Annotated in this window: 12 protein-coding genes; 5 read left to right on the top strand and 7 right to left on the bottom strand. The window is 64.7% G+C overall.

All coding sequences use genetic code 11. The annotated features are described in order from the left end of the window. Positions 1-257 precede the first annotated feature (257 nt). Complete coding sequence (gene pncB, locus FJW10_RS29970; RefSeq protein WP_140837507.1) at positions 258-1,562, bottom strand: nicotinate phosphoribosyltransferase; 1,305 nt, start codon at positions 1,560-1,562, stop codon at positions 258-260. Positions 1,563-1,753: 191 nt separating this feature from the next. Next, positions 1,754-2,728, bottom strand: coding sequence for a transcriptional regulator GcvA (gene gcvA / locus FJW10_RS29965; protein ID WP_140902727.1), 975 nt, complete (start codon positions 2,726-2,728; stop codon positions 1,754-1,756). Positions 2,729-2,946: 218 nt separating this feature from the next. Between gcvA and speB the strand changes: the two genes are divergently transcribed. The 4 genes from speB to FJW10_RS29945 all read left to right on the top strand — a co-directional run bounded on the left by speB (position 2,947) and on the right by FJW10_RS29945 (position 6,182). After that, positions 2,947-4,002 carry an agmatinase gene (gene speB, locus FJW10_RS29960; RefSeq protein ID WP_140902726.1) on the top strand — a complete coding sequence of 352 codons (1,056 nt, stop codon included), beginning with the start codon at positions 2,947-2,949 and terminating at the stop codon, positions 4,000-4,002. 75 nt (positions 4,003-4,077) lie between these two features. Then, complete coding sequence (locus FJW10_RS29955; RefSeq protein ID WP_140902725.1) at positions 4,078-4,875, top strand: transporter substrate-binding domain-containing protein; 798 nt, start codon at positions 4,078-4,080, stop codon at positions 4,873-4,875. A gap of 6 nt (positions 4,876-4,881) precedes the next feature. Continuing rightward, positions 4,882-5,538 carry an amino acid ABC transporter permease gene (locus tag FJW10_RS29950; protein WP_140902724.1) on the top strand — a complete coding sequence of 219 codons (657 nt, stop codon included), beginning with the start codon at positions 4,882-4,884 and terminating at the stop codon, positions 5,536-5,538. Continuing rightward, on the top strand, positions 5,535-6,182 hold the full coding sequence (locus tag FJW10_RS29945; protein ID WP_140902723.1) for an amino acid ABC transporter permease: 648 nt from the start codon (positions 5,535-5,537) through the stop codon (positions 6,180-6,182). Before FJW10_RS29950 ends, FJW10_RS29945 begins: the two co-directional genes overlap by 4 nt. Positions 6,183-6,222: 40 nt before the next feature. Here the strand turns inward: FJW10_RS29945 and FJW10_RS29940 are convergent, their stop codons facing one another. Then, complete coding sequence (locus tag FJW10_RS29940; RefSeq protein WP_140902722.1) at positions 6,223-7,626, bottom strand: MATE family efflux transporter; 1,404 nt, start codon at positions 7,624-7,626, stop codon at positions 6,223-6,225. A 281-nt stretch (positions 7,627-7,907) separates the two neighbouring features. Here FJW10_RS29940 and FJW10_RS29935 point away from each other — a divergent pair, with 281 nt between their 5' ends. Next, a complete protein-coding gene (locus tag FJW10_RS29935) occupies positions 7,908-8,186 on the top strand; it encodes a hypothetical protein (protein WP_246674411.1) in 279 nt (92 codons plus the stop codon). 20 nt (positions 8,187-8,206) lie between these two features. Here the strand turns inward: FJW10_RS29935 and FJW10_RS29930 are convergent, their stop codons facing one another. The 4 genes from FJW10_RS29930 to FJW10_RS29915 all read right to left on the bottom strand — a co-directional run. Further along, the gene (locus FJW10_RS29930) at positions 8,207-9,793 is read right to left on the bottom strand and encodes an FGGY-family carbohydrate kinase (protein ID WP_140902721.1); all 1,587 of its coding nucleotides are present in this window, start codon (positions 9,791-9,793) and stop codon (positions 8,207-8,209) included. Continuing rightward, on the bottom strand, positions 9,790-10,473 hold the full coding sequence (locus FJW10_RS29925; RefSeq protein ID WP_140837472.1) for an HAD family hydrolase: 684 nt from the start codon (positions 10,471-10,473) through the stop codon (positions 9,790-9,792). The genes FJW10_RS29930 and FJW10_RS29925 overlap by 4 nt, the downstream gene beginning before the upstream one ends. A gap of 82 nt (positions 10,474-10,555) precedes the next feature. After that, positions 10,556-12,034, bottom strand: coding sequence for a mannitol dehydrogenase family protein (locus FJW10_RS29920; protein ID WP_140902720.1), 1,479 nt, complete (start codon positions 12,032-12,034; stop codon positions 10,556-10,558). A gap of 163 nt (positions 12,035-12,197) precedes the next feature. Next, positions 12,198-12,653: SDR family oxidoreductase (locus FJW10_RS29915; RefSeq protein ID WP_140902719.1), on the bottom strand; the 456-nt coding region annotated here is incomplete at its 5' end.

Genomic DNA, 12,653 nt, shown 5'->3' with positions numbered 1-12,653 from the left:
CGGGACTGCAAAGTTGGATAGGCTGAGTTCCTTCGCGCCCCCCTCTGTCCCGCCGGACATCTCCCCCACGAGGGGGGAGATTGGCGGTTTCGACGCCGGCTCTCCTCCCGCAACGTAGGAGATTGGCGAAAGCGGGGATGACAGCATAATCTCCCCTCGCGTAGGGGGGATGTCCGGCGGGACAGAGGGGGGCGCGAAGGAACTCAGCCTATCCAACTTTGCAGTCCCGCATGACGACGTCAGATCGGCGGTGCCCTCTACACCTTCACCAGCTGCTCCACCCGGCCCTTTTCGCCGAAAATCCTCAGATACCGCTTGATCTCCTTTTCGTCCCCCGTGGCCTTGGCGGGATTGTCGGAGAGCTTCACCGCCGGCCGGCCATTGGCCTCGGTGACCTTGCAGACCAGCGAGATGGCGTCGAGGCTGTCGGTTTCCGTCGGGGCGCAGCCTTCGAAATCGTTGGTGAGGTTGGTGCCCCAGCCGAAGGACATGCGCACCTTGCCGCGGAAATGCCTGTAGGTCTCCTCGATGGTCTCGACCTCCAGACCGTCGGAGAAGATGAGCAGCTTCTGCTTGGGGTCCTTGCCCTTCTTGCGCCACCAGTCGATGATTTTTTCGCCGCCCTCGATCGGCGGCGCGCTGTCGGGGCGGAAGCCGGTCCAGTCGGCGACCCAGTCCGGCGCGTCGCGCAGGAAGGAATCCGTGCCGAAGGCGTCGGGCAGCACGATCAGGAGATTGCCGCCATAGTAGCGCTGCCAGTCCTGCAGCACCTTGTAGGGCGCCTCGCGCAACTCCGCCTCGGAATTGGCCAGTGCCGCAAAGACCATCGGCAGCTCATGCGCGTTGGTGCCCAAGGCTTCGAGGTCGTTGTCCATGGCCAGAAGCACGTTGGAAGTGCCGGTGAAGGCATCGCCGATGCCTTCCTTCAGCGACTCGACGCACCAGCGCTGCCACAGGAAGGAGTGGCGGCGTCTTGTGCCAAAGTCGGAAATGCGGATGCCGGGCAGCGCTTTCAGCCGCTCGGTCTTGGTCCACATCTTGGCCTTGGCGCGGGCGTAAAGCACATCGAGCGCGAACGGCCCGTAGGAGCGCATCGCCGCGCGGGAGCGCAGCTCGTTGATGATGGCCAAGGCCGGGATTTCCCAGAGCGTGGTGTACATCCAGGAGCCGGGGAAGGAGAGCTCGTACTGGCCGTCACGCCTGGAAAGCTCGTAGTCGGGCAGGCGGAAATTCTCCAGCCACGCCAGGAATTCCGGTTCGAAGATCTGCTTGCGGCCATAGAAATTGTTGCCGCCCAGCCAGATCATCTCCTTCTTGGAAAAACGCAAGGTGCGGGCATGGTCGAGCTGGTCGCGCAATTCGCCTTCGTCGATCTCGTCGGCCAGGCGCACCGAGGTGGTGCGGTTGATCAGGGAGAAGGTGGCGTCGACCTTGGGATACATGCCCCAGATCATCTGCAGCATCAGGAGCTTGTAGAAGTCGGTGTCCAGCAGGCTGCGGACGATCGGGTCGAGCTTCCAAGTATGGTTGTAGACGCGCCGCGCTATATCGGTTTTTGCCATGCTCGCTCATCCATAAAGTACAACGCGCGGAAACGCGGGCGTCACGCTTCAAATCCTTGTTCGATCAATTCCGGACGGAGGGCCCGTTGCACGGAATTGCTTTAGCCAACTGCCTCTTAGCACCGTATTTCCGAACGCGCTTGCTGCTTTGCAAGCTGGCCCGACAAAAAGCAGCTATGCAAGTCCAGCCATCAGGATCCGGCCCTGGCGCCTATCCCCTTGAGCGTGGGCCGCTTTCTGCGGCTCGGCACGCGGCCGGCCACCGGCGCGTCGGCGCGGGCCTCGTCCTGCTCCTTTTCGGCGAACAACCAGTCGATGAAGAGCTGCACGATCGGCGCCGAGCGCATTTCGTTGCGGCAGGCGACATAGAAATCGTCGACCGCCGGCACCGACAAACTGAAGGGCGCGACAAGCATACCCCTGGCGAGCAAGGCGCGCGCGGTGACGGAATCGCCGAGCGCCACGCCATGGCCGTGCACGGCGGCCTCCGTCGCCATGCGGGCATCGCCCAGACGGTGGCGGCGGCCGCGTTCCAGATCGAGCGCGTCGGCGGCGGCCAGCCAGGTGTGCCATTCGCGGCCGTCGTCGCCATGCAGGAAGACGTGATCGGCAAGATCGCGGACGCCGCGGATCGGCCGGTTGTTGATCAGCGTCGGGCTGACCACGGGGAAAAGTTCCAGTCCGGACCATTTGCGTATCCAGCAATCGCTCCAGCTGCCGTCGCCATAATGCACGCAGACGTCGATCTGCGGAGCGCGAATATCACGGGCGTCGTTAGATGGGGTCAGCGTCAGCTGGATGTCCGGATATTGCGCCGTGAAGGAACCGAGCCGCGGCGTCATCCAGAGCAAGAGCAGCGCCGGCACGCAGGATACCGAGAGCGCGCCGGCGCTTGCCGGCCTGGTCATGCGCTGGGTGGCGGCGGCGATGCCGTCGAAGGCGGACGAGACCGCCGGCAGGAACTCGGCGCCATGCGGCGTCAGCTTCACGCGCTGACCGGTGCGCTCGAAGAGTTTCACGCCAAGCGATTGCTCGAGCGCCTTGATCTGGTGGCTGACGGCGCCGTGCGTGACATTCAGCTCACCCGCGGCCTTGGTCAGCGAGGCGTGCCGCGCCGCAGCTTCGAAGGCGCGCAGCGGGTTCAGCGGCGGCAGGCGCTTGGCCATGGGTCGGCTCCTACTTTGTGAGATTTTCTCACAGCCAAGACCCTAACAATATCAATTGATTTTTCAAAGCGGCTGCCCGACACTTTTGCCCGGAACAGCTTCAAGAGACGTGAAATCCGCAGCACAGCCGGCGGGCAACGATCCAGCCGGACAACAGGCTGGCTTGGCAAATCGCCCATGCGGGCAGCGCTGCAGGCAGGCAAGAGAGGAGAATGGACATGGGTTACGATCGCGGCAAGCTCGAAGCGTTGCGCCGCAAATATGGCGAGAGCCATGGCGGCGAGATGTTCGACCCGAAATTCCGCAAGGTCGCCGACAAGATCTTCAACAAGTCGGGCACAAGGCTGGCGCCCTATTCCGGCATCCCGACCTTCCTCGCCGCGCCCTACCGCGAAATATCGGCCGACAATCCGGATTTCGGCGACCTGCAGGTGGCGATGATCGGCGTACCGATGGATCTCGGCGTCACCAACCGTCCCGGCTCGCGCTTCGGGCCACGCGCGCTGCGCGCCATCGAACGCATCGGACCCTACAACCACGTGCTGGAATGCGCGCCGACGCATGAGCTTCGCGTCGCCGACATCGGCGACACGCCGTTCCGCAGCCGCTACCGGCTGGAGATCAGCCATGAGGATATCGAACGCCGCACCAATCAGATCGTCGATGCCGGCGTGCTGCCGCTCTCGGTCGGCGGCGACCACTCGATCAGCCATCCGATCCTGAAGGCGGTCGGCAAAAAAGCGCCGGTCGGCATGATCCATATCGATGCTCACTGCGACACCAGCGGGCTGTTCGACATGACCAAGTTCCACCATGGCGGGCCGTTCCGCAACGCGGTGCTGGACGGCGTACTCGATCCTTCGCGCACGATCCAGATCGGCATTCGCGGCTCGGCCGAGTATCTGTGGGAGTTCACCTACGAGTCCGGCATGACCGTCGTCCATGCCGAAGAGGTGACCGGGCTAGGCATCCCGGCAATCATCGAGAAGGCGCGCAAGATCGTCGGCGACGGCCCGACCTATATCTCCTTCGACGTCGACAGCATCGATCCGGCCTTCGCGCCGGGTACCGGCACGCCGGAAGTCGGCGGGCTGACGACCCGCGAGGTGCTCGAGCTGCTGCGCGGCGTGAAGGGCCTCAACATCGTCGGCGGCGACGTCGTCGAGGTGGCACCGCAATATGACGCGACCACCAACACCGCCCATGTCGGCGCCCAGGTCCTGTTCGAGATTCTCAGCCTGATGGTGTTCAGCCCGGCCATCAAGAAGGGCTAATGCCATACCAACACGGCCGCCGCGCTGGAGCCGGCGGCCGGATGCAACAAACAAGCTTCCAGCAGGGGAACAACAATGACTCTTCGCAACGCACTGAAATCCGTCATCACCGCGGCCGTCATCGTCGGCGCCGGCCTCGCCACTCAGGCGAAAGCCGATGCCGTCGACGACATCACCAAGGCCGGCGCCATCAATGTCGGCATCTTCTCCGACTTCCCGCCCTTCTCGTCGGCCAGCGCCGACATGAGCATCAAGGGCTATGACGTCGACGTCGCGCAGGCGATCGCCGATGCCTTGAAGGTGAAGCTCAACCTGGTCAGCGTCACCGGCCAGAATCGCATCCCATATCTCACCGACAAGCGCGTCGATATCCTGATGAGCGTCGGCTACTCCAAGGAACGCGAGCAGGTCATCGACTTCGCCGCCGCCTACGCGCCCTACTACATCGCCGTCATCGGCCCGAAGGCAATGGCGGTCAAAGGCAAGGAAGACCTCGCCGACAAGTCGATCGCCGTCAATCGCGGCACGCTGGAGGACACCTCGCTGACGGAAGCCGCACCGGCTTCCGCCGACATCCGCCGCTTCGACAACTACAATGCGGTCATCCAGGCCTTCATCTCCGGCCAGACGCAGTTGATGGTGGTGGGCAACGATGTCGGCGCCCAGGTGCTGGCCAAGCAGGACGCGCTGCAGCCGGAGCAGAAGTTCCAGCTGCTCACTTCGCCTTCGCATATCGGCCTCAACAAGAACGAGGACCGGCTGAAGAAGGCGGTCAACGACGCGGTCGCCAAGATGCTCGCCGACGGCAAGCTCGACGAGAGTTCGAAGGCCTGGCTGAAGACGCCGCTCAATCCCGACAACCTCAAGGATTGAGTTCCCGTGGCCTTCGGCTGGCTTCCAGGCGCTGTGGGCGACATCGCTCACGGCGCGGCCACGACGATCCTGTTGATCGTCGTGACCACGGTGGCGGGAACGCTGCTCAGCATTCTCGGCGCCGCCGGCCGGCGAAACGGGCCCGTGCTGCTGCGTCGGGCCATAGGCTGGTATGTCGAGGTGATGCGCAACACGCCATTCCTGGTGCAGCTGTTCTTCATCTTCTTCGGCCTGCCCAGCCTCGGCATCAGGCTCGAGCCGATCCTGGCCGCCATGCTGGCGATGACGCTCAACATGGCCGCCTATACGATCGAGATCGTCGGCGCCGGGCTCGACGCCGTGCCGCGCGGCCAGACTGAAGCCGCACTGGCGCTCGGCCTCAGGCCTCGCCAAGTGTTCATCAAGATCGTGCTGCCGCAGGCGCTGAAGGTGATCTACCCGGCGCTGACCAGCCAGATCGTCATCATGATGCTGGAATCGGCCGTGGTGTCGCAGATCGCGGTGCGCGAGCTGACCTATGAGGCCGACATGCTGCAGGCGCGCACCTTCCGCGCCTTCGAGACCTATTTCGTGGTGACGTTGGTCTATCTCGGCCTGTCGATTGGACTGCGCCGGCTGCTCGTCGGCGGCGGGCGCCGAGTTCTTGGAGCCGGCGTGTCATGATCGAGTTCACCTTCTGGGACATCCTGCGCAACCTGCTCCTCGCCGCGCGCTGGACGGTGCTGTTGTCGCTTGCCGCCTTTGTCGGCGGCGCGCTGGTCGGGCTGATTGTGCTGTTCTTCCGCATCGCCAAGAACAAATGGGGCAAGCGGATAGCCTCGGGCTATATTGCGCTGTTCCAGGGCACGCCGCTTTTGATGCAGCTCTTCCTGATGTTCTTCGGCCTGCCAATGCTGGGGCTGCGCATCGAGCCGTGGACGGCGGCGATGCTCGGCCTCACCTTCTTCGCCAGCGCCTACCTGGCCGAGATCTGGCGCGGCGGCGTCGACGCGCTGCCGCGCGGCCAATGGGACGCCGGCGCGAGCCTCGGGCTGCATTATCTGCAGGAATTGCGGCTGATCATCCTGCCGCAGGCCTTCGCGATCACCCGCGCGCCGACCGTCGGCTTCCTGGTGCAGCTGATCAAATCGACGGCGCTGACCTCGATCATCGGCTTCGAGGAACTTGTCAGGACATCCAACGCCATCAACAACGCTACTTTCGAACCGTTCAAGGTCTACGGCCTGGTGGCGCTGATCTTCTTCGTCATGTGCTTCCCGCTGACGCAATATGCGCGGCGGCTGGAGCAACGCGCCGGAGCGCGCTGAGCCGGCGCAAGGCTGCCGATCGTGCCGGCAGCTTTTCCTGTCAATGCCCGGGGGCCAGCGCCGGCGCGATGCGGTCGCGCCTGAGCCAGCGCGCGAGGAGCAGCGCCGCCACCACGGCCAGTCCGGATGCCAGGCCGATCCAGATGCCGACGCCGTTCAAGCCGAAATGGAAGGCGAGCAGCACGCCGAGCGGCAGGCCGACGCCCCAATAACCGATCGCGGCGTAGATCATCGGCACCTTGGTGTCGTGCAACCCGCGCAGCATGCCGGACGCGACCGCCTGGGCGCCGTCGAAAATCTGGAACAGCGCGGCGAACATAAGGAACGACACGGCAAGCGTGATCACCCTGGCATTGGCCGGATCGGCGAGATCGATGAAGGCGCTGATCAGCGCATGCGGCCACAGAATCATCACCAGGCCCATCAGCGCCATGAACGAGACGCCGATGACGAAGGCAGTCCAGCCGGCGCGCGAAACGCCTTCCGGGTTGCCGGCGCCATGCGCCAGGCCGACCCGCACGGTGACCGCCTGGTTGAGCCCGAGCGGCACCATGAAGGAGATTGAGGCGATCTGGATGGCGATCGCGTGGGCGGCCAGCGAATCCGCATCGATCAGCCCCATGAGCAGCGCCGCCGCATTGAAGATCGTCACCTCGAAGGCGAGGATGCCGGCGATCGGCATGCCGAGTCTCAGCAGGCTGCGGAAACGCGGCCAGTCTGAGCGCCAGAAGCGGCCGAACAGACGGTAGCGGCGGAACTTCTTCTCCAGCATCACCACCGCCGCCAGGCCGACGAACATCAGCGTGCTGGACAAAGTGGTGGCGAGGCCGGAGCCGGCGATGCCCATCGACTTGACGCCGAGATTGCCGAACATGAACACCCAGTTGAAGAAGGCGTTGCAGACGACCGCGACGAAAACGATGATCAGCGCCCAGCCCGGCCGCTCCAGCGCCGAGATGAAGGAGCGCAGCACGATATAGCCATAGAAAGGCAGCACCGCCCATTGCAGCCAGTGCAGGTAGATGCCTGCCTGATGCGCGAGCTCCAGCTTCTGGCCCATGGCCAAAAGCACCTCTTCGCCATGCGAGAGAAAAACCCAGATCGGGATCGAGATCAGGATCGCCAGCCACAGGCCCTGGCGCACGGTGCGGCGCAGGTCGCGCACCGAATGGCGGCGGCGGCCGAGCTCGGTCGCCATCATCGGCGAGGTCGCCAGCATCAGGCCGAGGCCGAAGATCAGCGGCATGAAGTAGAGGTTGGCGCCGAGCGCGCCGGCGGCGAGCGTATCGGATCCCAGACGGCCCATCATCATGACGTCGGTCGCGGTCATGGCGGTCTGGCCGAGATTGGTCAGCACCATCGGCCAGGCGAGCGCGATCGTCGCCCTGATTTCCTGACGCCAAAGGTTTTCCGGCGCGCGAGCGCCGGCTTCGATCGCAGACATTGTTCTGCTCTTTCAGAACACGGCGCGTCGGCCAAAGGGCCGGAAGCCGCACAACAACGGCGCGAAATGGCGCCATTTGCGTCGCCTTGTGAACGAAATGCGACATGTTGGCAAGGGAGGAGGCCCGGCCAGCGATTGATCCAGCCAACGCAACGAGCCGCGTCCGTAGCAAATGACACAAGCGCCGGGCAGCGCGATTGCGTCGCCGCCAGATGCGGCGGGGTTCAGGCTTCAGTCCGCCACAGCAGCGGTTTGCGGCCGCCGGGTATGTAGGCGATCGCGTGGTGCTCGGCATCCGGCCTCCGGATCCGAAGACGGCGGAAGCCGGCGCGGGAAACCTGCTGCAGGGCACCGCCGACCGCATCGAGTTCCATGGCAATGACGCGCTGGTGACGTTCGGCTTTGGCGGCAAGGAGATCAGCGCGCTGGTGCCGGCCCGCGAATGCCCGCGGCAGAGCGCGCCCGTGCGCTACACGTCGACGAGGAAAGCATCCATCTGTTCGACGCCGAGACAGGCAAGTCGCTGTGCAGGCGGTAGAGCAATTCCAGGAAAAGTGTGAACAAGCAGAGAAATGGAAAACTATCCGATCGCGTCGAGCATCTGCCGCTGGCGATGCATTTCGAGGAATATCCGGTAGTCGCGGTCGAAGCGAGCTCCGGCGGCCTTGTTGGGCGCGCGGATCTTGCCGCCCTGTTGCATGGCGACGCAGGCGGCGTTGAGATCGCTATAGATCCCGGCGGCGGTCGCCGCCACCATGGCGGTGCCGAGCAGCACCGCCTCGTCGGCCAGCGGCTCGACCACCGTGCAGCCGGTGGCGTCGGCGTAGAGCTCCATCAGCAGCGGGTTCTTGGTATGGCCGCCGGTGACATGCAGCGTGTCGATCAGATAGCCGTTCTCGTTCAGCGCCTCGAGCACATGGCGCACGCCGAGCGCGATGCCGACCGCGGTGCGCCAGTAGAGCTTGCAAAGGCTGTCGAAAGAGGAATCGAGCGTCAGGCCGCTGATGACGCCGACGGCGTGCGGGTCGGCGAGCGGCGAGCGGTTGCCGTGAAAATCCGGCAGCACATGCAGCCTTGCGGCCAGCGCATCGCCGTCCTCGGCGCGCAGCTCGGCGACGCGCCCCGCGATCTTCATATGCATGGCCGCGTCCGGCTCGCCGCCGGCGCCATGCCAGCGGATGATGTGGTCGAGCAGCGCGCCGGTGGCCGACTGGCCGCCTTCCGACAGCCACAGCGTCGGCAATGCCGCGCCGAAATAAGGGCCCCAGACGCCGGCAAAAGGCTGCGGATCGGGCGACATCGCCATGACGCAGGACGATGTGCCGGCAATCAGCGCCAGATGCCGGCCGATGTCCTTCTCGTCGCCGGCAAAGCCGCCGAGAACGCCGAGAGCGCCCGCATAGGCGTCGATGACGCCGGCGCCCACCCGGCATTTTTCGGTGAGGCCAAGTTCAGCCGCGGCCTCGGCCGTCAGCGGACCGATATCGGCGCCTACGGGGCTGGCCTTTTCCGGCAGGTTGCCGTGCTCGAACAGGTCGCCGAGACCGACAAGTTCGAAGAAGTCGCGCCGCCAGCCTTTTTCCTCATGCGCGAGATAGGTCCACTTCGCCGTCAGCGTGCATTGCGAGCGGGCGAGCGAGCCTGATGCCTTCCAAGTCAGGAAATCGGCGAGGTCGAATAGATAGCCGGCTTCATTCCATGTCTTCGGCAGATGGCGCTTCAGCCACATCAGCTTCGGCGTTTCCATCTCCGGCGACATCACACCGCCGATATAGTCGAGCACAGCGTGGCCGCTCGTCGTGCATTCGTCGGCCTCGGCGATGGCGCGATGATCGAGCCAGACCATCGTGTCCCAGCGCTTCTCGCCGGTGACCGAGACGCTGATCTGGCTGCCTTGCCTGTCGCGCGCGACCAGCGAGCAGGTGGCGTCGAAAGAGATGCCGGCGACATCGCCGGCGGCGACGCTGGATTTCTGCAGAGCGGATCGCACGGATTTGCACACCGCTGACCAGATATCTTCCGAATCATGCTCGGCGTGATCGGGCTTGGGCTGGTGCATGGCGATCGGATGATCGGCGCGGCCGAGCAGGTTGCCGCGCGCGTCGAGAATCCCCGCGCGAGCGCTCCCGGTGCCGACATCGACCACGCAAACGAAACTCTTCGTCAAGATGCTTTTTCTCTCGCTCCCAGGCCTGCAATCAGATCGGGCAATTGCAGCATGTCAGCGAATATAAAGTCCGGTTCCGTCGACGCAAGCCGCGCCTTGAGGGCGGGATTGGACGCGTGCGAGCCACCGGTGAAGGCAAAAACGCGCATGCCCGCCGCGCGGGCGGCGGCGACGCCGGCCGGGCTGTCCTCGATGACCAGGCACTCGCGCGGATGCGCCCGCATGCTGGCGGCGGCGTGGAGGAAAAGGTCGGGCGCCGGCTTGCCGCGTTCGACCATGGTGGCGCTGAACAGATGCGGCTCCAGCAAGGCAAGCAGGCCGGTGACGTCGAGCGCGTAGCGGATGCGCTCCAGCGTGCCGGACGAGGCGACGCAGAAGGGGCGGCCGAGCTTCGGCAGCAGTTCCTTGACGCCGGGAACCGGCTTCAACTCCTCGCGAAATTTGCGCATGAGGTCGACGCGCATGGCGGTCAGATGCCGGTCGCTGATGTCGAGCCCGAAATCGCGGCCGAGGATCTCGCGCACGCTCTTCATGCTCTTGCCGAGGAAATGCTCGTAGGCGGCGTCCTCGCTCACCGTGCCGCCGGCAAGCTCGATCATGCCAAGCAGCGCCGAGACCGAAAGCGCCTCGCTGTCGACCAGCACGCCGTCACAGTCGAAGATGACCAGTTCCGGCGTCATGGCTGTTGCTTCCAGCTAAGCAATTCCAGGAAAAGTGTGAGCGGTTTTCCGTCCGGAATTGCGTCAAAAGAGACAGAGGCTTTCAGAGCTTGCCGGCGAGATAGCGCGTCAGGGTTTCGCGCGCGCCGTTCGCCCACAGGGCTTTCAAGGCATGGGCGAAGGCGTCGGCGAAGACGGGCGAGCGGCCGACATCGCCATAGATATCCTCCATCACCAGCCAGGCCTTCGGATCGTCCTTGGCCGCCTTGGCGGTGGCCTGCATGCGGTCCCAGCTCGGGTCGTTCGGCTCGATGACGGCGCCACTGTCGGTGGTGCCGAAGCAGTAGCGGCACCACAAGGCCGATTCCAGCGCGAGGCCGGCGACGCCCTCGCCCGCCTTCAGCCGGTCGGCGATCGTCGGGATGATGAATTTCGGCTGGCGGTTGGAGCCGTCGAGGCAAAGCCGGCGTATGGTGTCGCCGATCTTCGGGTTGGAGAAGCGGCGCTCGATGAGCTGGTAATAGTCCTCCAGATCGGTGTTGGGCACGGGCGGCACGGTCGGGATGATCTCGTCATGCTCGAGCTTCGACAGGAAGGCGCGCACCAGCGGCTCCTGCATGCCTTCATGGACGAAATGGATGTCCATCAGCCCGGCCGGATAAGCGATCGTGGCGTGGCCGCCATTGAGGATGCGGATCTTCATCAGCTCGTAAGGCGAGACGTCCTTGACGAACTGCACGCCGACCCTTTCCAGCGCCGGGCGGCCGGCGGTGAAACGGTCCTCCAGCACCCATTGCTTGAACGGCTCGCAGAACACCGGCCAATTGTCCTCCAGCCCGAAATCGTCGGCGAGGATCTTGCGCTCTCGGTCGCTGGTGGCCGGGGTGATGCGGTCGACCATGCCGTTCGGGAAAGCGACCTTGTCCTCCACCCATTTCGCCAGATCCTCGTCGATCAGCCTGGCAAGGCCGATCACGCCGTCGGAGGTGACGTGGCCATTATGGGGGATGTTGTCGCAGGACATGACGGTGAACGGCACGATGCCGTCGGCGCGCCGGCGCAGCAGGCCGGCAAGGATGATGCCGAAGACGGTCTTCGGCGCAGCACCCGGCTGGGCGTCGGCGACGATGTCGGGATGGGCCGGGTTGAACTTGCCGGAGGCCGGGTCGATGAAATAGCCGCCCTCGGTGATGGTCAGCGAGACGATCTTGATCGCCGGATCGGCGAGTTGGTCGATGATCGCGTCCGCATCGCCGGGCGTCAGGAAATCGATCATGGCGCCGGTGACGCGGGCGCTCATATGACCCTGGTCCTGCTCGACGACCGTGGTCAGCCAGTCCTGTTCCTGCAGCTTGGAACGGCCGATCTTCTCGCCCTCGAACACGCCGGCGCCGATCAGCGCCCAGTCATGGCCCTCGCCGGTGCCGAACAGGTCGTCGAGATAGACCGCCTGGTGCGAGCGGTGGAAATTGCCGACGCCAAAATGGACGATGCCCGCCTTCAGGGCGGAGCGGTCGTATTTCGGGCCGGCGACCTTGGCCGGCAGCCTGGCGAGGTTCGAGGAAGAGAGTTTCACGGTCATCTCATTTTACCCTTTGGCCGATCCGCAGCCCGACTGTTTACGCCTCCTTGGGAGAGCGAGGATGAGGGGCAACACCTGGTGTTCCAGCATGCCGCCCCTCACCCGCCCCATGGCGTCTTCTCCGGAGGAAAAAGAGAAGCGCCTTCCCCTCAGCCCATCCCGGTCAACTCATCCACTGGCCGCCATCGACATTGTAGGTCTGGGCGACAATGTATTCGGCCTCGTCACTGGCGAGGAACACCGCCATGCCGGCGAGGTCCTCGGGCTTGCCCATGCGGCCGTAAGGAACGCCTTCGCCCACCAGGCGCTTCTTCTCGCCCTTGGGCCGGTTCTCGTATTTGGCGAACAGCGCGTCGACCTGGTCCCACATGTCGCTGTCGACGACGCCCGGCGCGATGCCGTTGACGTTGATGCGATGCTTGATCAGGTCGAGTCCCGCCGACTGGGTAAGCGAAATGACGGCGGCCTTGGTGGCGCAATAGACGGCGACCAGCGGCTCGCCGCGACGGCCGGCCTGGCTCGCCATGTTGATGATCTTGCCACCCTTGCCCCGCGCGATCATCGAGCGGGCAGCCGCCTGCAGCATGAACAGCGTGCCGGCGACATTGACCGAGAACAG

This window comes from Mesorhizobium sp. B4-1-1 (assembly GCF_006439375.1).
Classification (GTDB): Bacteria; Pseudomonadota; Alphaproteobacteria; order Rhizobiales; family Rhizobiaceae; genus Mesorhizobium.
This window is presented reverse-complemented; position numbering and strand designations above follow the sequence as displayed.

What these genes read in the sequence shown, in the direction of transcription:
- pncB (WP_140837507.1), bottom strand. Translation starts at nt 1,562, where the DNA reads ATGGCAAAAACCGATATAGCGCGGCGCGTCTACAACCATACTTGGAAG.
- gcvA (WP_140902727.1), bottom strand. Translation starts at nt 2,728, where the DNA reads ATGGCCAAGCGCCTGCCGCCGCTGAACCCGCTGCGCGCCTTCGAAGCT.
- speB (WP_140902726.1), top strand. Translation starts at nt 2,947, where the DNA reads ATGGGTTACGATCGCGGCAAGCTCGAAGCGTTGCGCCGCAAATATGGC.
- FJW10_RS29955 (WP_140902725.1), top strand. Translation starts at nt 4,078, where the DNA reads ATGACTCTTCGCAACGCACTGAAATCCGTCATCACCGCGGCCGTCATC.
- FJW10_RS29945 (WP_140902723.1), top strand. Translation starts at nt 5,535, where the DNA reads ATGATCGAGTTCACCTTCTGGGACATCCTGCGCAACCTGCTCCTCGCC.
- FJW10_RS29940 (WP_140902722.1), bottom strand. Translation starts at nt 7,626, where the DNA reads ATGTCTGCGATCGAAGCCGGCGCTCGCGCGCCGGAAAACCTTTGGCGT.
- FJW10_RS29925 (WP_140837472.1), bottom strand. Translation starts at nt 10,473, where the DNA reads ATGACGCCGGAACTGGTCATCTTCGACTGTGACGGCGTGCTGGTCGAC.
- FJW10_RS29920 (WP_140902720.1), bottom strand. Translation starts at nt 12,034, where the DNA reads ATGACCGTGAAACTCTCTTCCTCGAACCTCGCCAGGCTGCCGGCCAAG.